General features: G+C 27.6%; 38 protein-coding genes. All 38 read left to right on the forward strand.

Annotated features, from left to right (window positions below):
• Positions 1-15: 15 nt before the first annotated feature.
• The 38 genes from EJJ37_RS20150 to EJJ37_RS07655 all read left to right on the forward strand — a co-directional run bounded on the left by EJJ37_RS20150 (position 16) and on the right by EJJ37_RS07655 (position 17,629).
• Entirely contained in the window at positions 16-177 is a 162-nt protein-coding gene (locus EJJ37_RS20150) for a hypothetical protein (protein WP_166484698.1), read from the forward strand.
• 28 nt (positions 178-205) lie between these two features.
• Entirely contained in the window at positions 206-415 is a 210-nt protein-coding gene (locus tag EJJ37_RS07510; protein ID WP_133014983.1) for a hypothetical protein, read from the forward strand.
• 6 nt (positions 416-421) lie between these two features.
• Positions 422-616: a hypothetical protein gene (locus tag EJJ37_RS07515; RefSeq protein ID WP_133014984.1), complete on the forward strand. Its 195-nt coding sequence runs from the start codon at positions 422-424 to the stop codon at positions 614-616.
• Positions 617-659: 43 nt separating this feature from the next.
• The gene (locus tag EJJ37_RS07520) at positions 660-860 is read left to right on the forward strand and encodes a hypothetical protein (protein WP_133014985.1); all 201 of its coding nucleotides are present in this window, start codon (positions 660-662) and stop codon (positions 858-860) included.
• A 24-nt stretch (positions 861-884) separates the two neighbouring features.
• Positions 885-1,226: a hypothetical protein gene (locus EJJ37_RS07525; protein ID WP_133014986.1), complete on the forward strand. Its 342-nt coding sequence runs from the start codon at positions 885-887 to the stop codon at positions 1,224-1,226.
• Between the two features lie 2 nt (positions 1,227-1,228).
• Positions 1,229-1,645: a macro domain-containing protein gene (locus EJJ37_RS07530; protein WP_133014987.1), complete on the forward strand. Its 417-nt coding sequence runs from the start codon at positions 1,229-1,231 to the stop codon at positions 1,643-1,645.
• A gap of 28 nt (positions 1,646-1,673) precedes the next feature.
• A complete protein-coding gene (locus tag EJJ37_RS07535; protein ID WP_133014988.1) occupies positions 1,674-2,222 on the forward strand; it encodes a hypothetical protein in 549 nt (182 codons plus the stop codon).
• Between the two features lie 27 nt (positions 2,223-2,249).
• Positions 2,250-2,453 carry a hypothetical protein gene (locus tag EJJ37_RS07540; protein ID WP_133014989.1) on the forward strand — a complete coding sequence of 68 codons (204 nt, stop codon included), beginning with the start codon at positions 2,250-2,252 and terminating at the stop codon, positions 2,451-2,453.
• An 18-nt stretch (positions 2,454-2,471) separates the two neighbouring features.
• Positions 2,472-2,681 carry a hypothetical protein gene (locus EJJ37_RS07545; protein WP_133014990.1) on the forward strand — a complete coding sequence of 70 codons (210 nt, stop codon included), beginning with the start codon at positions 2,472-2,474 and terminating at the stop codon, positions 2,679-2,681.
• 33 nt (positions 2,682-2,714) lie between these two features.
• Positions 2,715-3,260, forward strand: a complete 546-nt coding sequence (locus EJJ37_RS07550) for a hypothetical protein (protein WP_133014991.1) — start codon at positions 2,715-2,717, stop codon at positions 3,258-3,260.
• Between the two features lie 43 nt (positions 3,261-3,303).
• The gene (locus tag EJJ37_RS07555) at positions 3,304-3,483 is read left to right on the forward strand and encodes a hypothetical protein (protein ID WP_133014992.1); all 180 of its coding nucleotides are present in this window, start codon (positions 3,304-3,306) and stop codon (positions 3,481-3,483) included.
• Position 3,484: 1 nt separating this feature from the next.
• The gene (locus tag EJJ37_RS07560) at positions 3,485-3,763 is read left to right on the forward strand and encodes a hypothetical protein (RefSeq protein WP_133014993.1); all 279 of its coding nucleotides are present in this window, start codon (positions 3,485-3,487) and stop codon (positions 3,761-3,763) included.
• Positions 3,764-3,766: 3 nt separating this feature from the next.
• Positions 3,767-4,051 carry a hypothetical protein gene (locus tag EJJ37_RS07565; protein WP_133014994.1) on the forward strand — a complete coding sequence of 95 codons (285 nt, stop codon included), beginning with the start codon at positions 3,767-3,769 and terminating at the stop codon, positions 4,049-4,051.
• A 54-nt stretch (positions 4,052-4,105) separates the two neighbouring features.
• Positions 4,106-4,621 carry a methyltransferase domain-containing protein gene (locus EJJ37_RS07570; protein WP_133014995.1) on the forward strand — a complete coding sequence of 172 codons (516 nt, stop codon included), beginning with the start codon at positions 4,106-4,108 and terminating at the stop codon, positions 4,619-4,621.
• Between the two features lie 251 nt (positions 4,622-4,872).
• Positions 4,873-5,034, forward strand: a complete 162-nt coding sequence (locus EJJ37_RS20155; protein WP_166484699.1) for a hypothetical protein — start codon at positions 4,873-4,875, stop codon at positions 5,032-5,034.
• Positions 5,035-5,099: 65 nt separating this feature from the next.
• Positions 5,100-5,438 (forward strand): hypothetical protein, encoded by a 339-nt coding sequence (locus EJJ37_RS07575; protein WP_133014996.1) that lies wholly within the window; start codon positions 5,100-5,102, stop codon positions 5,436-5,438.
• 35 nt (positions 5,439-5,473) lie between these two features.
• On the forward strand, positions 5,474-5,683 hold the full coding sequence (locus EJJ37_RS07580) for a hypothetical protein (RefSeq protein ID WP_133014997.1): 210 nt from the start codon (positions 5,474-5,476) through the stop codon (positions 5,681-5,683).
• 33 nt (positions 5,684-5,716) lie between these two features.
• On the forward strand, positions 5,717-5,884 hold the full coding sequence (locus tag EJJ37_RS20160) for a hypothetical protein (RefSeq protein WP_166484700.1): 168 nt from the start codon (positions 5,717-5,719) through the stop codon (positions 5,882-5,884).
• A gap of 42 nt (positions 5,885-5,926) precedes the next feature.
• Entirely contained in the window at positions 5,927-6,145 is a 219-nt protein-coding gene (locus EJJ37_RS07585; protein ID WP_133014998.1) for a hypothetical protein, read from the forward strand.
• Between the two features lie 24 nt (positions 6,146-6,169).
• The gene (locus EJJ37_RS20165) at positions 6,170-6,331 is read left to right on the forward strand and encodes a hypothetical protein (RefSeq protein ID WP_166484701.1); all 162 of its coding nucleotides are present in this window, start codon (positions 6,170-6,172) and stop codon (positions 6,329-6,331) included.
• A gap of 40 nt (positions 6,332-6,371) precedes the next feature.
• Positions 6,372-6,533, forward strand: a complete 162-nt coding sequence (locus tag EJJ37_RS20170) for a hypothetical protein (protein ID WP_166484702.1) — start codon at positions 6,372-6,374, stop codon at positions 6,531-6,533.
• A gap of 26 nt (positions 6,534-6,559) precedes the next feature.
• Entirely contained in the window at positions 6,560-6,757 is a 198-nt protein-coding gene (locus EJJ37_RS07590; RefSeq protein ID WP_133014999.1) for a hypothetical protein, read from the forward strand.
• Between the two features lie 35 nt (positions 6,758-6,792).
• Positions 6,793-6,921 (forward strand): hypothetical protein, encoded by a 129-nt coding sequence (locus tag EJJ37_RS21010; protein ID WP_275547928.1) that lies wholly within the window; start codon positions 6,793-6,795, stop codon positions 6,919-6,921.
• Positions 6,922-7,359, forward strand: coding sequence for a hypothetical protein (locus EJJ37_RS07595; RefSeq protein WP_133015000.1), 438 nt, complete (start codon positions 6,922-6,924; stop codon positions 7,357-7,359).
• Positions 7,360-7,370: 11 nt separating this feature from the next.
• Positions 7,371-7,544: a hypothetical protein gene (locus EJJ37_RS20175; RefSeq protein ID WP_166484703.1), complete on the forward strand. Its 174-nt coding sequence runs from the start codon at positions 7,371-7,373 to the stop codon at positions 7,542-7,544.
• Between the two features lie 29 nt (positions 7,545-7,573).
• Positions 7,574-7,777, forward strand: coding sequence for a hypothetical protein (locus EJJ37_RS07600; RefSeq protein WP_133015001.1), 204 nt, complete (start codon positions 7,574-7,576; stop codon positions 7,775-7,777).
• A gap of 23 nt (positions 7,778-7,800) precedes the next feature.
• Positions 7,801-8,118, forward strand: a complete 318-nt coding sequence (locus EJJ37_RS07605; protein ID WP_133015002.1) for a hypothetical protein — start codon at positions 7,801-7,803, stop codon at positions 8,116-8,118.
• A gap of 66 nt (positions 8,119-8,184) precedes the next feature.
• Positions 8,185-9,105 (forward strand): RNA ligase family protein, encoded by a 921-nt coding sequence (locus EJJ37_RS07610; RefSeq protein ID WP_133015003.1) that lies wholly within the window; start codon positions 8,185-8,187, stop codon positions 9,103-9,105.
• A gap of 50 nt (positions 9,106-9,155) precedes the next feature.
• A complete protein-coding gene (locus EJJ37_RS07615) occupies positions 9,156-9,440 on the forward strand; it encodes a hypothetical protein (protein WP_133015004.1) in 285 nt (94 codons plus the stop codon).
• Positions 9,441-9,452: 12 nt separating this feature from the next.
• Complete coding sequence (locus tag EJJ37_RS20180; protein ID WP_166484704.1) at positions 9,453-9,626, forward strand: hypothetical protein; 174 nt, start codon at positions 9,453-9,455, stop codon at positions 9,624-9,626.
• Between the two features lie 12 nt (positions 9,627-9,638).
• A complete protein-coding gene (locus EJJ37_RS07620; protein ID WP_133015005.1) occupies positions 9,639-10,178 on the forward strand; it encodes a hypothetical protein in 540 nt (179 codons plus the stop codon).
• A gap of 35 nt (positions 10,179-10,213) precedes the next feature.
• The gene (locus EJJ37_RS07625; protein WP_133015006.1) at positions 10,214-10,834 is read left to right on the forward strand and encodes a hypothetical protein; all 621 of its coding nucleotides are present in this window, start codon (positions 10,214-10,216) and stop codon (positions 10,832-10,834) included.
• Between the two features lie 169 nt (positions 10,835-11,003).
• Positions 11,004-12,230 (forward strand): hypothetical protein, encoded by a 1,227-nt coding sequence (locus EJJ37_RS07630; protein ID WP_133015007.1) that lies wholly within the window; start codon positions 11,004-11,006, stop codon positions 12,228-12,230.
• Positions 12,231-12,372: 142 nt separating this feature from the next.
• Positions 12,373-13,344: an AAA family ATPase gene (locus EJJ37_RS07635; protein ID WP_133015008.1), complete on the forward strand. Its 972-nt coding sequence runs from the start codon at positions 12,373-12,375 to the stop codon at positions 13,342-13,344.
• A 99-nt stretch (positions 13,345-13,443) separates the two neighbouring features.
• Positions 13,444-13,908: a hypothetical protein gene (locus EJJ37_RS07640; protein ID WP_133015009.1), complete on the forward strand. Its 465-nt coding sequence runs from the start codon at positions 13,444-13,446 to the stop codon at positions 13,906-13,908.
• A 12-nt stretch (positions 13,909-13,920) separates the two neighbouring features.
• A complete protein-coding gene (locus EJJ37_RS07645; protein WP_133015010.1) occupies positions 13,921-15,393 on the forward strand; it encodes a P-loop NTPase family protein in 1,473 nt (490 codons plus the stop codon).
• Between the two features lie 13 nt (positions 15,394-15,406).
• On the forward strand, positions 15,407-16,435 hold the full coding sequence (locus tag EJJ37_RS07650) for a toprim domain-containing protein (RefSeq protein ID WP_133015011.1): 1,029 nt from the start codon (positions 15,407-15,409) through the stop codon (positions 16,433-16,435).
• Positions 16,436-17,629, forward strand: a complete 1,194-nt coding sequence (locus EJJ37_RS07655) for a PD-(D/E)XK nuclease family protein (protein WP_133015012.1) — start codon at positions 16,436-16,438, stop codon at positions 17,627-17,629. It abuts the gene before it with no gap.
• Positions 17,630-17,636: the final 7 nt, after the last annotated feature.

Consider the following 17,636-nt stretch of genomic DNA (forward strand, 5'->3'; position numbering starts at 1 on the left):
AAGGAGTGAACTTTGATGTTTAAGATAATAGATTATAGAGAAGATGAATGGTCAGACGGTTTTGGAGGACAAATTGATTATTACTATAAGATAAGAAACATAAATACAAATGAAGAAAGATGGGTTAATGAATATGAATTTAATAATATAAGAAGAAAAGGATTATTAGGTGTATAAAAATATTAAAAAAAAGGAGTGAGATAAAATGGCTAAATTTTGCTCGGTAGAATGTGAAGAAGTTGGTGCTATATGTGATTTTTGTATCTATTATCAAGATGAGTACAGAGATATATTACAAAATGGATCATTTGCTGGTGAAGGAATATGTGGTGTAACCACAGAAGAAGTATCTGCTTGTGATGGATATAACTGTGAAAAATTTGAATGCTTTAAATTAAATATTGAGGAGTATTGATAATAAATGAGAAAGAGAAGTTATTTAAAGTGGAAGAAACATATGAATAGAAGGGCTAAAATGCATAGACGTTTTTATACTAAATTCAAGCAAAACAACCTAAGAAAATTGAATAAAGAATTAATAGAAAGTGCTAAAATGACCATAAAGGATTTAAACAGAATGTTTTATGATGGAAGATATGAAAGGAGAATAAAATAAACATGAATAAAACAAGAGATGTTAAGTAGGAGATTTATCATATATGAATGCGATATTGTATGTGGGTTATTATAGAGATTATGAAGTATCTATAGAAATTAATGAAAATGATATAACTAATGGATATAAAGCTATTAAATGTTTAGAATGTGAAGGTACAGGTATATGGGATTATGTAGATTATATACCTATAGAAGACTGTATATGTTGTAAAGGTACTGGAATTGTATTGATTAATGTATGAATATAATAAAAAGAGGTGTAAATTATGAGTGAAATCTTAGAAAATTCAAAAGAATTTTTTGAAAATATGACAGACCAAGAGTTTGAATGTTTATTGGGTGAGATGGGTGTTAATTATACTAAAGGTATAACATACAAAGGTAAACTATATAAGACATATGAAGAATATGATAGAGCTACAAGAGAAGAAGAAGGCTGTATAACTTTTAGAAGAAGGCAATGTAAAACTTGTGATAATTATATTTTTGAAGCAGGAAAATGGTTAGGTATATATGATATTTGTAAAGTTGTAAATGAAACTAGAAATATAGATATTCTAATGCATAATAATTATTGTAAATATTTCAAAGAGAAGAAGGAGTGTTAAATATGATATTAAATGAAAAGAAGGGTAATTTATTTGAATTAGATAGTAAGTATTTCTTTGCACATTGCATAAGTTCTGACTATGCATTAGGAGCAGGAATTGCAGTTGAATTTCAGAAGAGATTTAAATTAAGAGATGGTCTAAAGAGATGTGGAAAAGGTCAACATCCTGAACTAATTATTATAAACAATGTTTTTAATTTGGTTACAAAAGAGAAGTATTGGCATAAACCAACTTATGAATCTTTAACTACATGCATTAGATACATGAGAGACATGTGTAAGAATTGCGATATTAAGTATTTGGCTATGCCAAAGATAGGTTGTGGTCTAGATAGATTATCATGGTCAAAGGTTAGAGAAATCATAAAGGAAGAGTTTAAGGATCTAGATATAGAAATTGAAGTTAGATATTTATAAAATAAGTGTTTTATAAGGAGGTAATTTTATGATGGAAGGATTAATAGGGACATTAGGAGTTTTTGCAGGAAGTGCAATAACATATTATTTTCAACAAAGAATGAAGATTCAAGATCAAGAATACAAAGAAAAATCTATTATTAGAGAGTTAAAACTTGAAAAATACGAATCTGTACTAGAAGACATTAAAAATCAAACTAGAAGTTATGGAGCTGTGTATTTATCAATAAATAAAATATTGGAATTATACGAGTTGAAAAATATTACACAAGAAAAATTAAATACTTTAATGCATAAAATAGAAAAGGAGGGAAATTATTATTGCAATAATTTATATAGGTATGGATTTCTATTTAATATAGATAATATTGATATCACAGTAGACTCAGATTTAAGTACAGATTACATACAATTATATATCGACATAATACCCAGAATAAATATAGAGAATATCAATAATGGTGATTTTAGATGGGATATGAAAGTCTTGAGCATAAAAGCAAAAACATTAAGCGAGCAATATTTAGAACTATCAAATAAAGTAAAATGTAATATTAGAGAAGATCTAATAAAATAAAATTAATCATTTAATGGGAGGTTTATAATGGAAACATTTTTAGATATTATAAATAGAATATTTTCTACTATTTATATTATAAGTGGTTTTCTTATGATTATATTTCTATTTGCATATATTTTTACTGAAAATATGAAGTATGGTGGCTTAACTTGGTTATGTTTTATTTTAGCAATTGTATTTAGCAAACTAGAATCTTTAACAATGAAAAAATTATTAGATGAATTTTAATTTAAAAGGAGTGGTGTTATGAAGCAAGATACTTTAGATATATTAAGAAGAGATATTACAAAGGGATTAAAAAATAATAAAATGATCCAAAGAAGAATAGAGGAGAAAGGATATACATACGAAGTTGAATATATACCTGTATTAGTAGAGAGGACAAAAGAAGGTAGATGTGGTGAAATAACTTATCCACAATCAAGGTTAATATATGAATGTGAAAATGAGTATTAGGTAAAATCAAGATTTTAATTGGAGGATTTTGAGATGGATATATTAATATATACAAAAAGAGAAAACATGAAAGAATTAGTTGATGAAATAAATTTGCTAATTAGATTTGATGAAGAAGCTATGATTTCTAATTATGAGTGTAAAATAAAATACTGCAATCACACAATTAGAATAAAAAGATTGAATGAGTCTTGTAGAGGAACAAAAAGCAGAGTGATCTTATATGATGGTGAATTTAATGATGAAGAGAAATACTTAATGAATTATCAGCTAATAAATCCATTTAATAAGGATGAAATTTTATTAGCTCCATATTCGATATTAAAGTGGTTAATAAGAAATGATGTTACGTATATAGATACGGTTGGTTATCTTGATAATGAGGAAATAAAGTTAGTAACTAAGAATTTAGTAAAAGCTATAACATTCTTTAAAAACAATGATGGTACGATATATTGTCATAAAAATGATGAAGAATTCGGTAAGTTATGGTTTAAAGAATGTCAAGAATTATGGGAGCTAAGAGATGAGTCTGATAGTTATGATAGTTTAATTAATTTTATAAGTGAGTTATCTTAAAATCAACCTTTTATAAATAAATTAAAAATGGAGGAGAATAATTATGATAGCATATAGCAATTACTTTAAGCATTATATTAAATTAGTAAATTTCAAATCAGAAATAGATTGGAGTTTTGTGTTATGCAATAAGAAAGGTAAAGTTTATTTTTGGAATAGAAAACCTATAAAAGCTAGAAGTAAGTTTTCAGATTTTAAATGGGAAAATATTGGAGGACGATAATATGAAAATTATAATAGATAAAAATATAAAAGAGGATAAATACATATTACAATTAGGAGATTTAGTTGAAGGTATTTATAATGATAGGATATATGTTGTGACATATCGATGGGATAATAGAGATTGTAAAAATAGATATCTTTTATGGTCATTAGATGGAGATTCGGGCTATAACGGTTATTATGATACCCTAGAAGATTTAACGTATTCCTTGGTTGAAGATGAGAGAATATTTAAAGCTAGTGAATATGAATTAAGATTAGTAAAGAAGGGTGAGTAAAATATGTTATTAAAATTTACAGATGAATTTTTAGAACAATATCACATGAAGAATATAAGCGAGTATAATGATAATTATTATAAACTCCCTTTTACTATTAATTGTGATGGGAATGATTATACAATCCTTAGAATAGTATGTGATGAATTTGCAAATGAATATAATTATTCCTTGTGTTTAGATGATGATATATTACCATTTGATGATAGGTATATAGCCCCTAGCTTTGCAGAAGGGGACTATAAGTTAGATTTGAATAATTATAGCAAAGAATATATTTGGTATTAATCCAGATAAAACATAAATTTTATATGGAAATTAATAAAATAAAGAGGTGATTTGATGGAATACAATCCATTTATTAAAACAGCTATAATTAGAAAAGGCATGAGCAAACCTATGAAAATACTAAAAGATAAAGAATTATTACAAGGGAAAATATTAGATTTTGCTTGTGGCTATGGTGAAGATGTTTCTATACTATCAAGCTTAGGCTTTAATATAGCTGGATACGATAAGTTTAATGATTTATATAAAAATGAAGAATTGTTAAGCAGCAAATATGATACAGTTACTTGCAACTATTGTTTTAATGTAATGCCTGATTTAGAAGAACATAAACAAGTATTAGAATTATTAAGAAGCTTGAGTGATAATGTATATATTTCCGTTAGAAGTGATATAAAAGCAATTAGAGATACATGGAGTTATAATGCGGATCAATTAGGATATTGGACAAGTAATAATAGTTTCCAAAGATTTTATGATGTCAATATGATAGAAAAATTATTTGGAGAAGTAAAATACATAAGTAACAATGGAAGTTTTAAATTATTTAAATTATCCAATATAAATTAATAAAATATGTTGACAAATTAAAATAAGTAATATATAATAAATAATATGAAAGGCGGTGATTATCAAAAGCTAGGACAAGTACATAAAAACAAATCAAGATCAAACTAATTTAAATAAAAAAAATAAACCTATTAACACATTATTAACGGTTGACCTTAATTGGTCAATCTGAGTACATAGTGATTTATGTATTGAGATTAACTAATTAAGAAATGACTTATAAATTAAAATAATAAAAGGAGGTAATTAAGATGATAGGTTTTCCGGTAAATATATTTGTGTATGGTCTTAGATTTAAAAAATACATACCAGGATATAGAGAAGATTATACAGAGGATCAGCTTAATAAGATTAAAGATAGACTTAAAAGAGAGATAGAAGAAAAATTAGATAATATGGGATTTGTAAATTAATAAAATGTGGATTTTAAAGGAATAATTTGAAATAAAACAATAATGAATTAAGGAGAAAATAAAAAATGGATAGAGAAATAATAATGGAGGCTTTAAAAAAGCATGAGGATGGAATAATGCAATTCACTCTGGGTGATATTGTTGATGAATATGATGAGAGATATTGTGATGTTTATAAGTACGAATGGGAAGACCATAGTGAGACTATAGTGAATACAATAGAAGTTATAATACGTAGCAGTATGCCTTTAAAACCTGATATGATAGTGGGCATTATAGTAAATGAATGGTTTAACTGTGTTGGTAATGATGTTGAAGATTTAAATTATTATGGTTTACTGGGTGTAGCTATAGAAATTATAGATTATATAGAAGAATGCCTGTCCAAGGATGATAATAAATAATTTAAATCTATTATGAGGTAAGAAGGAGATTGAATATGAGAAAAGATGTAGCTATAGTGATAATTCAAAAACCTATTTCAGTAAAATTTGAATGTCCATATTGTGGTAATGAAATAGAAGTTGATTTTGAAGTTTTTAAGAAGATTACTGGAAATGACTTATGTGGTTTGTTATATGATTCAACTTGCTTCAAGTGTCCAAATTGCGATGGAGATTTAGAAACTGATGGAGTTGAATTAGATTAACTATTAATGAATAATTCAAAAAAGGAGTTTTAGATGACAAAAAGAAAGCAATTAGAAAATAAATATAAAGTTGCATTTTGGAAGGAGTATAGCTACTTATTAAAGTCTATGGTTTGGGGTTGTGTAAATGAAGAAGGTGGAGAGTTTATTTGCGAAGCTAAAACTTTAAAAGAAATTGAAGAAATTTTAATAAAGAATTAGTTCACAATTCAAAAACATTAAGAAGTAAATGGGAGGAAGATTATGACAAGGGAAAAGTTAGAAAAACACTTAAATGAAAAGGTAAGAGTGTATTTATTTGATGGTGATACCATAGAAGGCTATCTTAGAAAAACAGGGGAAGATGATTTTAAAAATAATCCTAATTTGTATATTCCAAAGAACCGTTATTTTTTAACAGATGGTAGTTTAAATTGTATATCTTGTTTATTTAGGGTATCTCATGTAATTAAAATTCAATAATCTTATTAAAGGTGGAATAAGCTTATGAAGTACAAAAAGTTTTTATATAGCGTGAATGATGAAAAATTTTATTGGAAGATGTTACTCCCTAAAAAGGGTTTGAAGTTTGCTAAAACTAAAGAAGATATTGAATTGAGAATAGTTTGTGTAAATAAAGAAAAAACATTTACAGTTATTAGAATTTAATTTAGAAATTTAATTCGCAATTTAAAAAAAGGAGAGTAATATGAGTAAATTAAAGATAGAAAGCACATTTGGGGAATTTGTAACTATACACAATGAAGTTGGTGAAGAAATAATCGAATTTCAATCCGATGAAATTGATAAATTAGAAGATTCGGTTTGTGGTTTGTTAGATTATTTAGATGTAGAATATGAGTTTAAGTAAAAATAGATATGGAGATTAGGAGTAAAATGAAGAGATATTTTTCATATAAACAAGAAATTGATAAGTGTACATTAATAGATTTATTAGATGAATTAGAATACCAGGCAAAAGAAAAGACTATCGCTAGATTTGTTTCAAAAAATGAAAAGAAGGTTGAAGAATGTAATCAAAAAATATTTCTTTTAAAAATGAGAATGCTTGAAATTAATGAAGCAGTAAATTGATAAAATTACAATTTTAAAAAGTGAGGGTGAGAGTGTTGGACAATCCTAAGGAATTTATTGAATATTTAACTGAAGAAGAATTAGAAGATATGTTGAAAGAAATGAAGATTAATTATAGCAAATCTAATAAGAGTAATGAAGAATATATGCAAGGAGAAATGTAAATGAATCAGATAGTTGTAAATGGTGGAGAAACTCATGGAGGCTTATTAACTCCAAAGTGGGTGGTTGAATATTATAAGAGAAAGGGAATTGAGTTATTTGTTTATATTCCTGAATTAATAGAAGATGATTATATATATGAATTGAAAGATCCAAACAAATTAGATGATAACACTTGTATATATTGTCCGTTGTATTTACTTGATAATTTTGGTGATATTATTGAAGAAATTACCGATGAAATAGCTCAGAAAGTAGTTAATGAATACGATATGTTTAAAGATAGAGAAGATAAGACATTAATAGGTATTGCAAAAGAAATAAATAATGAAAACTTAGTTAAAATCATAGAGATACCTGATGACGTTGAATATAACGTTGCAGAATCAGATTGTGGATTTAGCGAATGGGTAGAAGAAAAACATAGAGTATGGTATTAGGAGGTAGATAAATGATTACTTGTGGCAAATTTAAATTAATTGATGGTAAGTGGATTGGCGGAGATAATTGCAGAGAATGTTGTGCTGATTGTAGTAGTTGTTGTGAATCAGATTGTCCTTCGGATATAGAAGGCTCTTGTGATAGATGTGAGTTTAAAGGTGGGTATAAAAAGTCTTGGTATTAATAAAAACAATATTTTAAAGGGGTGTTAATATGGATAGACGTACTGCTAAAATAATATGTCGAAATTTTATCGATAAATCAGAAGATATGATATTTGAAGGGTTTCACGATGTTGATGGAGATTTATTTATATTAAGTTTTTCAACTATGTTTGAAAAAATATATTTGAATGTAATATCTTCTGAGCATAGTAGAGATTCATTGATTCAGTATATATTAAACAATAAATATTAATAATTAAAAGGAGGAGTATTAATATGTATGATACTGTAGAATGTCCATATTGTGGCTATGACAATGATATGTCGGATGGATATGTAGATTTGCCTGACGATAACGCTTTTGACCATGAATGTGAAAATTGTCAAAGAGAATTTGAGGTTCATGTTGAATTTAAACCCATATATTCAGCAAGTAGAATTGAATACATAGAATGTGAGATATGTGGAAAGGAAACTAGAGATATATTAAAGAGAGGGCGTATTTATCCCTATCCTAAAGATATTAAAGAAAGCAACATATGTCGGAGTTGTTGGAGAGAGTTAATGTTTAAAGAATTAGAAAGTAGAACATAGAGAGTTGTTTTAAATAAAATTTACGATTTATCAAAAAATAAATTAAAATAAAAGGAGATTTAAAGAATGAAAGAGATTAAAAAGTACACAGATATAATAAGATATGGTAAGGCTTCAACTAATGGTGTAATTAATGAGGGAGATTATATAACAATTACAGAAAAGATTGATGGAGCTAATGCAAGTTTTAGATTAGATGAAACGAATCCGTTAGGGGTTAGTTGTTATTCAAGAAATACACCTTTAACAGAAGATAATAGACTTAGAGGATTTTATGATTGGGTTATCAAAAATATTGTTCCTATAAAGGACAAGTTAAATCCTAACTATGTATATTTTGGTGAATGGAATGTATCACATAAGGTACAATATAAATCTGAAACACAGCACGAATTCTACTTATTTAGTGTGTGGAATGAAGGTGGCGAAATGCATAAATATGAAGATGATGCTATAGTAAAATCTGAAGCTGTAAGACTAGGGATTAAAACAGTACCTTATTTCTATGAGGGGGAATATATATCATTTGAACATATGATGAGTTTTGTAGGAAAATCTGATTTAACTGTAGAGCCTAATACTGGAGAAGGAATTGTAGTTAAGAATGTAAGTTATTTTGATAATTATGGAAGACAATGTTTTGTTAAATTGGTATCTGAAAAGTTTGCAGAAGTTCAGAAACAAAAGTTACCAAAGAACCCTAACATAAATAATGAATTTGTATCTTTAGTGAAATCAGTATTAACTACAGCGAGAGTTGAAAAATTATTACATAAATTAGTTGATGAAGGTATATTAAAAGAAGATTATGCTATCAAGGATATGGGGTTAATATTAAAGAATTTAGGTGGTAGAGTATTCGAAGATATAATGAAGGAAGAAGCAGATTTATTTATTAATTATGAAGAAGATAAAATTAAGAGAATTATAGGTAAGAATTTACCTAACACAATTAAAGGAATATTAAAAGATCAAGGAAGAATTTAATTATTTAAAACTGTTATTTTATATAAATTAATATAAATGGGAGTAAATATATGGAAAGAGTAAATGGATTAACAATATTAAAAATGTGTAAAGCAAAGAATTTTAAAGAAGGCGACATTGTAATTGCGTTCCAGGAAGATGATTCAGGTAATGAATGTACGAGTGTATATAGATTTGAAGAAGGAGATTTTACAGATCTTGAAACAAATGATTGTATAGATTTATTTGACCTAGTAGAATGCAGCTTTTTAGTAGTACAACCAATACAATTAACGGATATGGATTTAGCACTGAAGAGATTTGCAAAAGCTATGAGTAAAATTAGTTATTATTAGGAGGATATACATATGACTATAATAGCATGGATAGTGTTGATATTAAGCTTGTTAAGTGCAGTAATATGTTTAACAGGTGTAATTGTAGAACGCAATACTAAAGATAAAGTTAAAAATTTGGTACGAGTTAGTATAAATATAATGACAATATATTTAATGTTATATATATTAGGATTTATAATTTAAGGAGGAATTAAAATGGGATATTGTATAAGTGTAAATTGTGATAATTTTTCATTTGATGTGACAAAAGCAGAGAATTTAATGAGAGATGTTAAAGAAGCCTTCTTTAAGGAGAAAATTGAAGGAAGATGGATTTATGAAAATGCAGTAATTGGATCTGAAACTATAGAAGAAATGTTTGAAGAGTTAAGATTTTCATTATATAAAGATGGTGACAAATATAAGATTGATTATTTCATGGGTGAAAAATTAGATGGATGTGAAGAAGAATTATTCAAATCTATGGCTAAATATATTGATGATGGTTACTTAGAGTATATTGGTGAAGACGGTGAACAGTGGAGATACATATTTAAAAATGGTGAATGTAGAGAAGTTTATCCTGAAATAGTTTATGATATAATTTCATATGATACGGATATTTGGGATTTAGAAATAGCCCTAAATAAAGTCGGCATTAATATGAAAACGGCGGATGGAGAATTTAGAAAATTAGAAGATGTATTAAATGATTTATCTATTGTTTGGAAAGAATATGTTGGAACAGTAAAATAAATTAACTTAAAAATATAAATTTATGAGGTGAGGATATGAAGGATAAGTTAATAAATGAAATAGTGGAGTGCTTAAAAATAAAAAATAGAGATAGAGATTATAATGGCAATAGACGATTGGATATTCCTTTTATGATTGCAGCATTAGATCAACATTTAACTAATAAAGAGTATGAAGACTTATTATATGATTTAGAAAGATATGATTATGGAATTCAATACATAGAAGAAAATCCAGAAGATTATTATAGTGATGGTTCGATAAGAATCCAATTAGCTGAAAAGAATTGTGAAGATAATAAATATGAATACTATGTTGACAGGATGTTGGATTATGAATATAAAATAGATTTTTTGCATGATGAGAGATATTGTGGATATTGTGAATGTGAAGAAGGTTATGAGGATTATGATGCAAGATATAGATGTTGTGGGCATGGTTGCGACTGGACTGCACCTGCATTTTCAATCAGTAAAATAATACATATAGGATATAACTCATTTGATGGAGACGAGCATGACTTTTGGGATTATAAGGACAAGTTTAACAATGTGACACAAAAGGATAAGGAAGAAGCTGAAAAGCGATCTAAAATAAGAAGGCTACAAGAAGAGAAAGAAAGGATAGAGAGAGAATTGGAATCTTTATCTAAATAAAATATAATATAAATTAACAAAATTAGTTGACAAGTTCTTTTGTATGATATATACTAAATTATGTAAGGAGGACAAGTCAATAAATAATAAAAATTAAAATACAGAGATAATATTAAAACCTGTGAGATGACGGTTAAATAAATTGAAATAAAAAGGAGAAATGAATTATATGGCAAAAGAAATTAATCAAGTTTTAAAAGGAACAGCAGCATTCAACTTAGTAGGTAAGGCAGTAGTAAATCAATATACATTTAAAATGGATGCAGAGTCACAAAAATCAGATTGGATTTATAATCAAATGCAACTAAAGATTAGAACAAACGAAGGGGATATTCAAGCTGAAATGATGGGTGGTTACGGATTAGCAAGAAAGAATCAGGTTTATGTTCATGGAACAAAGGTTAATGATAACGGAAGAACGGTAGATGATTTTAAAAATTCATTTACTATCGATTGGGAAGATAGATTTGACGAGGAGATACTTGAAAAAGTAGGAGAAAGATGTTTTATAAATGTAGGCATAGAAAAGGATGATAGCGGAAAAGTAATTTACAAAAAGTTCTTATCAGAATATGATGCAATTCAATACATAGAAAGTGTTTTAAAAGACGGAGACGTAGTTAATGTAAAGGGCGATTTATCTTATCAAATGTATAATGGTAAATTATCAGTTAGAAAGAATATAAGATCTATAACATTAAGCAACAAAGAAGAAAAAGATTTTAGAGCCACATTTACTCAAACGATATTAACAGATAGTTCTTCATTAGGAAAGCCTGACAAAGAAACAAGAACTTTGCCTATAGATTGTTACATAGTGGAATTCTCTAAAGAACTAGATGGAAAGAAAATTATTAGAATGGTTAATGGAAAGAGAAAAGAAGGATTAAATATTCCAATGCCTAAAACGTTTGATTTTAAAATAGGGGAAGATTTAGACAAAGCAAAAAGAATGGTTAAGTATTTTAAAGCCAAAAACAAAAAAGTTTCAGAGATCACAGTAGATGGTATATTTACTAAAGGCGGAAACCTTGAAACTGTGCAAGTGACTATAGATGATGTTCCAGAAGATATCAAAGAGTTAATTGAATTAGGAATGATAGATGAAGCTGAAGTATTAGAAAAGATGGCATTCGCCAATGGTGGAAATAAAAAGCCTGAACAAATGATTATATTAAGGCCACATATGGATATGGTTGAAAATGGAGAACAAAAAACACCTTCTCTTGCGGTAGTATCAGATAAGTACAATGAAGATGATTTAATGATTGAGAATGTATTAGAAGTAAATGGTGCTAGGTTCGAAGATGAAGAACAGCCTGAAATTGATTTAGAAGATGATTCACCATTTGATACTGAAGATGATGACGATATAGACTGGGGAGATTTTGAATAATAAATATAAATTAACATAACAAAGGTGTGAAAATTACAGAGAGTTAAGTTGTGAGTGAGAATAGCAATACAGAGATAAGCATAAACCTGTGAGATGACGGTTAAACAAAAAAATATTTGAAATTTAGAGGAGAGATTTTATTATGGCATTTAAGAAAGTTAACAAAGCAGAGCAAGGTTTAGGAGGAAACAAAATCGGAGGCAAATTCTTATTCTATGGATTTGCAGGAAGTTCAAAAACATATACAGCATTAACATTCCCTAAGTCAGCAATATTGGATAGCGAAACTGGTTCATCATTTTATTTAGGACAAGATATACAAATAGGTGGAAAGACCTATAACAACGTAGAACTTGTAGACACTACGGCAAATTTAGATGACTTAGAAGAAGGGCTACAAGCTATAATAGATGGAGAATTAGAAGGAATTGAAACATTAATAATAGATAGTGAAACTAAGTTTTACAATTCAATGGATATAGCGTGTACAGAGGTTGAAGAAAGAAAAGCTAAATTAGCTGGTAAGAATGTTGATACAAGAGCTAAGTGGGGTAGAGTTAAGAACATTAATACAAAAATGTCAGCAGCTAAGATAAGTGCTTCAGCACAAGGTTATCATGTTGTATCTATAGCACAGGCAAAGGAAGTAGTTGACGAAGATACAAAGCAAAAATACATAGGTTTTGAGGCTCATAAATCATTACCATTTGATATGGACGTTGTAGTTTATTTCTTCACAAAAGTTAATAAACAAACAAAAGAAGTTGAATATTATGGAGAAATTAAGAAAGATAGAACAGGAGTAACGAGAGTAGGTCAAATAATACAAAATATAACTTATGATATTTGGAAACCATATTTTGATAAGAGAAATGGTCTTGAATTAAACGGTGCTAATTTATCAAAAGATATTAAAGAATCTACTACATCGACTTTATCAGATGCAGATAAAGGAGAAGAATTATCAAAAGAGATAAAAGAATTAATAAAGCAATCAGATGACAAAGCGGCAATAAAAGATAAATTCAAAGAACTTGGTGTAGATGTTAAAGCTATGGATTCGGCAGATATATCTAAGTTAGAAGAAATAAAGAAATTTATAAAATCACTATAGAATATGGGGAGGAGGAGTAAAATCCCCTCCTTTAAATTTTAATATGAGTCAATTAAATCATAATTTATTGATATTAAAATTTAAAAAGGAAGTGATAAAATGGCAAAGCAAAGAAAAATGACAGATAAGGAATTGAAGCAGTGGGATGAATTATATTGTTACGTCAGAGATGAAGTATTGAAATATGATGAAGTGTCGGGTAAGAAATTCCCAAAAGAAATGATCTTAAGATTAAAAGGGTTGCACGAAGGAAAATTCATGGCAAATAATAATATCAAATCACTTGGTAGTTATGGATTTGATGTAATATTAATGACGTTTAAATTCTGTAAACTAGATATTATTATAGCTATGAAAAATGTAGAAATAAAAGATGAAACACATATGATTAATTTGGTTATGAAAATAGTTGAAAGAAATATTAATACTGTAGTAGATAAGCTAAAGATGAAAAAAGAAACTGAAAGAAAGATTCTTAATGTGGAATTAAATGAAGGAACTAAATTAAATTACAAGAAGAAAAGTAGAGAAGTAACCAATAAGAGATTAAAAGATTTAATATAAAAGGAGTTATGTATGGGGAAAGAAAATAAGATAACAAATAAAGAAGCAGTCCAAAAGATAAGTGAATTAAGAATAATAAGTGAAATGAATATCGTAAGTATATTATGGAAGAATCCTGATTTATATTTTGTATATGATGAATTAAGCATAGATAGTTTTACTTATAATAAAGCGAAAGTATATTATCAAATAGGAAATGATATAATTATCAAAGAACAAAAAGCATTAGAGTCTATTACAATAGATATGTATTTAGAAAAACATGATAAATTAAAAGAAAAGTATGAAGAGTATGGGGGATATGAAATAGTTGATACTGGAAAATATGTGAATGAGGAAAATATAGAGGGATACATAGAAGAATTAAACAAATGGAATGTTTTAATTAAAATGATAAAGGAAGGATTTCCAGTAGGAGAAAGATTCAGTGAATACATAGATATGAGTTGTGAAGATATATATGATGAAAACGAAGGTATTCTCAACCATATATTTAGTAATATTAGCAGTAAAGATAAAAGTTATAAAATAGGGTATAAGATAGAGGAATTGATTGACGAATTAGATCAAGGTTTGGCCATAGGATTGCCATTGTATAATTTACCAACTATTACAAATGAGATAGGTGGTAATATAAATGGCAACATAACTTTATGTGGTGGTATAAGTGGAGCTGGTAAGACAACTTTTACAAGAAATGCAATATTACCCTCTATAGTAGAACATGATGAGAAAATATGTATTATGGTAAATGAAGAAGGTATAAAGAAATGGCAAAGAGAGCTTATAATATGGGTTACAAACAATATATATAATAAGCCAATAAAGAAATACATTCTTAGAAATGGTGGTTTTGATCCTAAATTTAAAACTTGGTTAAAAAAATATCCTTGCAAATGGATAAAAGATAATGAAGATAAAATAATAATAGTTCCTTTTAGCCAATACAATACAGCCAAAGCTATAAAAACGATAAAAAAGTATGCAGCTTTAAAGTTTAAGAATTTTATTTTAGATACATATAAGGCAGATTCAGATGATAATAAAGACTCTACAAATCCAGCAGTAATGCAACAAAATATGGTTAAAATATACGATACTATAAAGGAGGAGGCATTAAATGTTCATGTATGGATAACATTTCAATTAAACAAGTCTAGCAGTAAACAAAGATGCTACACACAAGATAATATCGGAATGGCAAAGAATATTATAGATGTAGCTTCTACTTGCTTGATGCTTAGAAACTTATACGAAGATGAATTTAGTGGTGGCAAAAATGAAATAAAAGTATATAAATTATCAGGTAAGAATGGGAAGACAAAAACACCGGTGCAGTTAGATAATGACAAACACTATCAAATTGTATTCATAGTTAAGAATAGAGAAGGCGGAAGTAATGATTTTAGTGTTGTTGTAGAACATGATATGGCTACAAATACATTGTCTGAAGTTGGAATTACATATATTACACCAGATTTTTAGGAGGATATAGGGTGTGGATGCTAATGAGTTAAAACAATACATAATAGATAATGATAAAGCCTCTATAATATTAGAAGATTTAGGATTTCATAAATTAAAAGATAATGGTGGTTATATCACTATGGCAATACCTAATTATAATAACCCTTCTGGAATGAGTATGTTAAAAGAAAATTTATATTGTAATTCTTTTACAACCCATTTTGATTTTAGAGGTTATATATATGATCTAGTTATGGAAATGAAGGGTTTTAAATTTGGACAATGTATGAATTATATACATACATTGTTAGGTCTTAAATATGACTACAATGGGAAGACATCTAAACCCAGGGACAGTGTATTAGATTTTTTTAAAAAATATGATAGAGGAAGTAGAAGTCATACATCAAATAATATTAAGAATTATTCAGATGAAGAAATAGAGAAACTATATGATAAATGTCCGTATATTAGATGGGTTCAAGAAGGTATATTACCGTCTGTCCAGGAGAAATTCGGGGTGGGTTTTCATGAAAGTTCTAATAGAGTTGTAGTTATCCATAGAATGTGGGATAGTGGCAAGGTATGTGGGGTGATTGGAAGAACATTAAGAAGCAAGACAGAAATAGAATTATTTGATATACCAAAGTACTTTCCTATAATAAAATATAAAAAATCAATGAATTTATTTGGTTTATGGGAGAATAAAGAAGAAATTAAAAAAAGCAACGAAGTTATAATTGTGGAATCAGAAAAAGCAGTAATGCAGCTAATGAGTAAAGGCTATGGCAATGTAGTTGCTGTATGTTGCCATGATTTATCCGAGGAACAAGTGAGAATATTAATATCCTTAGATGTAGATATAACTATAGCCTATGATAAAGATATAGAACTAGATTTTGTAAAGAAAGAATGCTCTAAGTTTAAAGGTATGAGAAATATTTATTATATATATGATGAGTTGGGATTATTAAAAGACAAAGAGTCTCCTGCTGACAAACACGTAAAAATATGGAGAGCATTATATAAAAGAAAAGTTAAATATAAAGGAGAAGAATAAATGGGAAGATTAAGTAAGAATAAATTAAATAAAATCAAAGAACAATATGGAGTTGAAACGATTTATAGTTTTAGCAGATACAATAGTTATTTGACAGATCCATATAGTTATCTATTAACATACATAAAACATGTACCACAAATAGAAAATGGAAGCATATATAGTAAATCTGGAACTATGTGCCATGAAATACTTCAAGACTTTTTAGAGGGTAAAATTGAATATAATGATATGATAGACAAATATGAGGAAGGATTGTTTGAGTTAAATAATGAAGGTTATGTTTATGCTAAGAATGATAAGAATATGAATGATAATATAGCCAATAAATATGAAAACAGTATAAGACATTTTTTTATGAATTATAAACCTTTGGATTGCAAATGGTTAATAGAAAAACCTATATTAATAAAAGTAGGAAGATTTATCTTTGTAGGATATATAGATATGATCACAAAGATAAATGATACATATGTAATAGAAGATATAAAGACTTCAACAATTTATACAGGTGAGAAAAAGAAAAAAGAATCGGCTCAATTATTATTGTATGCGTTAGGGGTATCTCAAAAATTTAATATATCCTTAGATAAGATAAGGGCTAGATGGAATTTTATAAAATACACAACAGTCGAGATAGATTTAAAGACTATCGATAAGAATACGAAAAAGAATAAGATAAAAACAAAGGATTGTGTTAGGAGTCAATGGGTAAAAGATGTGAGTGGGGATGTAAGAAAATGGCTTAAAATAGAGGGTTATGACGAGTTGGAGGTAGAAGATATATTACAAAACTGTATTAGAGACAATTCACTAGATAGTTTCCCTAATGTTAAGCAGCATTTTAGATTAAGTGATTGTTATGTTGATGTAGATTTATCACAAGAAAACATAGAAGGATTATCTGATAAGATAACTGAGACATTAAAAGAAGTAGAAAATAAAACAGAAGTAACAAAGGAATATTTAGATATAATAAGCAATAATGATAATGATGAGGAAGTAAAATATTATGAAAAACTAATAGATGATTTATGGTGGAGCAACGTAGATAAATCTAGCGAATATTATTATTGGAACTTGTGTAATTATGATAAAAGCGTACATAAGCCTTGGAAGCAATACCTGGATGATTGTAATATGTTTAAAAAGGATTTAAATATTAAAGAAGACGATGATGATTTTAATTGGTAAAACAATA

This window comes from Clostridium cuniculi (genome assembly GCF_004353185.1).
GTDB lineage: Bacteria > Bacillota > Clostridia > Clostridiales > Clostridiaceae > Clostridium > Clostridium cuniculi.

Excerpts from the sequence above, each read along its gene's own strand:
- EJJ37_RS20170 (WP_166484702.1), top strand. The coding sequence starts at position 6,372 with ATGAGTAAATTAAAGATAGAAAGCACATTTGGGGAATTTGTAACTATA.
- EJJ37_RS07550 (WP_133014991.1), top strand. The coding sequence starts at position 2,715 with ATGGATATATTAATATATACAAAAAGAGAAAACATGAAAGAATTAGTT.
- EJJ37_RS07570 (WP_133014995.1), top strand. The coding sequence starts at position 4,106 with ATGGAATACAATCCATTTATTAAAACAGCTATAATTAGAAAAGGCATG.
- EJJ37_RS20180 (WP_166484704.1), top strand. The coding sequence starts at position 9,453 with ATGACTATAATAGCATGGATAGTGTTGATATTAAGCTTGTTAAGTGCA.
- EJJ37_RS07595 (WP_133015000.1), top strand. The coding sequence starts at position 6,922 with ATGAATCAGATAGTTGTAAATGGTGGAGAAACTCATGGAGGCTTATTA.
- EJJ37_RS07575 (WP_133014996.1), top strand. The coding sequence starts at position 5,100 with ATGGATAGAGAAATAATAATGGAGGCTTTAAAAAAGCATGAGGATGGA.
- EJJ37_RS20150 (WP_166484698.1), top strand. The coding sequence starts at position 16 with ATGTTTAAGATAATAGATTATAGAGAAGATGAATGGTCAGACGGTTTT.
- EJJ37_RS07515 (WP_133014984.1), top strand. The coding sequence starts at position 422 with ATGAGAAAGAGAAGTTATTTAAAGTGGAAGAAACATATGAATAGAAGG.
- EJJ37_RS07555 (WP_133014992.1), top strand. The coding sequence starts at position 3,304 with ATGATAGCATATAGCAATTACTTTAAGCATTATATTAAATTAGTAAAT.
- EJJ37_RS07615 (WP_133015004.1), top strand. The coding sequence starts at position 9,156 with ATGGAAAGAGTAAATGGATTAACAATATTAAAAATGTGTAAAGCAAAG.
- EJJ37_RS20175 (WP_166484703.1), top strand. The coding sequence starts at position 7,371 with ATGATTACTTGTGGCAAATTTAAATTAATTGATGGTAAGTGGATTGGC.
- EJJ37_RS07590 (WP_133014999.1), top strand. The coding sequence starts at position 6,560 with ATGAAGAGATATTTTTCATATAAACAAGAAATTGATAAGTGTACATTA.
- EJJ37_RS07625 (WP_133015006.1), top strand. The coding sequence starts at position 10,214 with ATGAAGGATAAGTTAATAAATGAAATAGTGGAGTGCTTAAAAATAAAA.
- EJJ37_RS07535 (WP_133014988.1), top strand. The coding sequence starts at position 1,674 with ATGATGGAAGGATTAATAGGGACATTAGGAGTTTTTGCAGGAAGTGCA.
- EJJ37_RS07630 (WP_133015007.1), top strand. The coding sequence starts at position 11,004 with ATGGCAAAAGAAATTAATCAAGTTTTAAAAGGAACAGCAGCATTCAAC.
- EJJ37_RS07540 (WP_133014989.1), top strand. The coding sequence starts at position 2,250 with ATGGAAACATTTTTAGATATTATAAATAGAATATTTTCTACTATTTAT.
- EJJ37_RS07585 (WP_133014998.1), top strand. The coding sequence starts at position 5,927 with ATGACAAGGGAAAAGTTAGAAAAACACTTAAATGAAAAGGTAAGAGTG.
- EJJ37_RS07610 (WP_133015003.1), top strand. The coding sequence starts at position 8,185 with ATGAAAGAGATTAAAAAGTACACAGATATAATAAGATATGGTAAGGCT.
- EJJ37_RS07525 (WP_133014986.1), top strand. The coding sequence starts at position 885 with ATGAGTGAAATCTTAGAAAATTCAAAAGAATTTTTTGAAAATATGACA.
- EJJ37_RS07520 (WP_133014985.1), top strand. The coding sequence starts at position 660 with ATGAATGCGATATTGTATGTGGGTTATTATAGAGATTATGAAGTATCT.
- EJJ37_RS07655 (WP_133015012.1), top strand. The coding sequence starts at position 16,436 with ATGGGAAGATTAAGTAAGAATAAATTAAATAAAATCAAAGAACAATAT.
- EJJ37_RS20160 (WP_166484700.1), top strand. The coding sequence starts at position 5,717 with ATGACAAAAAGAAAGCAATTAGAAAATAAATATAAAGTTGCATTTTGG.
- EJJ37_RS07620 (WP_133015005.1), top strand. The coding sequence starts at position 9,639 with ATGGGATATTGTATAAGTGTAAATTGTGATAATTTTTCATTTGATGTG.
- EJJ37_RS07565 (WP_133014994.1), top strand. The coding sequence starts at position 3,767 with ATGTTATTAAAATTTACAGATGAATTTTTAGAACAATATCACATGAAG.
- EJJ37_RS07580 (WP_133014997.1), top strand. The coding sequence starts at position 5,474 with ATGAGAAAAGATGTAGCTATAGTGATAATTCAAAAACCTATTTCAGTA.
- EJJ37_RS20155 (WP_166484699.1), top strand. The coding sequence starts at position 4,873 with ATGATAGGTTTTCCGGTAAATATATTTGTGTATGGTCTTAGATTTAAA.
- EJJ37_RS07605 (WP_133015002.1), top strand. The coding sequence starts at position 7,801 with ATGTATGATACTGTAGAATGTCCATATTGTGGCTATGACAATGATATG.
- EJJ37_RS07545 (WP_133014990.1), top strand. The coding sequence starts at position 2,472 with ATGAAGCAAGATACTTTAGATATATTAAGAAGAGATATTACAAAGGGA.
- EJJ37_RS20165 (WP_166484701.1), top strand. The coding sequence starts at position 6,170 with ATGAAGTACAAAAAGTTTTTATATAGCGTGAATGATGAAAAATTTTAT.
- EJJ37_RS07635 (WP_133015008.1), top strand. The coding sequence starts at position 12,373 with ATGGCATTTAAGAAAGTTAACAAAGCAGAGCAAGGTTTAGGAGGAAAC.
- EJJ37_RS07530 (WP_133014987.1), top strand. The coding sequence starts at position 1,229 with ATGATATTAAATGAAAAGAAGGGTAATTTATTTGAATTAGATAGTAAG.
- EJJ37_RS07510 (WP_133014983.1), top strand. The coding sequence starts at position 206 with ATGGCTAAATTTTGCTCGGTAGAATGTGAAGAAGTTGGTGCTATATGT.
- EJJ37_RS07640 (WP_133015009.1), top strand. The coding sequence starts at position 13,444 with ATGGCAAAGCAAAGAAAAATGACAGATAAGGAATTGAAGCAGTGGGAT.
- EJJ37_RS07560 (WP_133014993.1), top strand. The coding sequence starts at position 3,485 with ATGAAAATTATAATAGATAAAAATATAAAAGAGGATAAATACATATTA.
- EJJ37_RS07600 (WP_133015001.1), top strand. The coding sequence starts at position 7,574 with ATGGATAGACGTACTGCTAAAATAATATGTCGAAATTTTATCGATAAA.
- EJJ37_RS07645 (WP_133015010.1), top strand. The coding sequence starts at position 13,921 with ATGGGGAAAGAAAATAAGATAACAAATAAAGAAGCAGTCCAAAAGATA.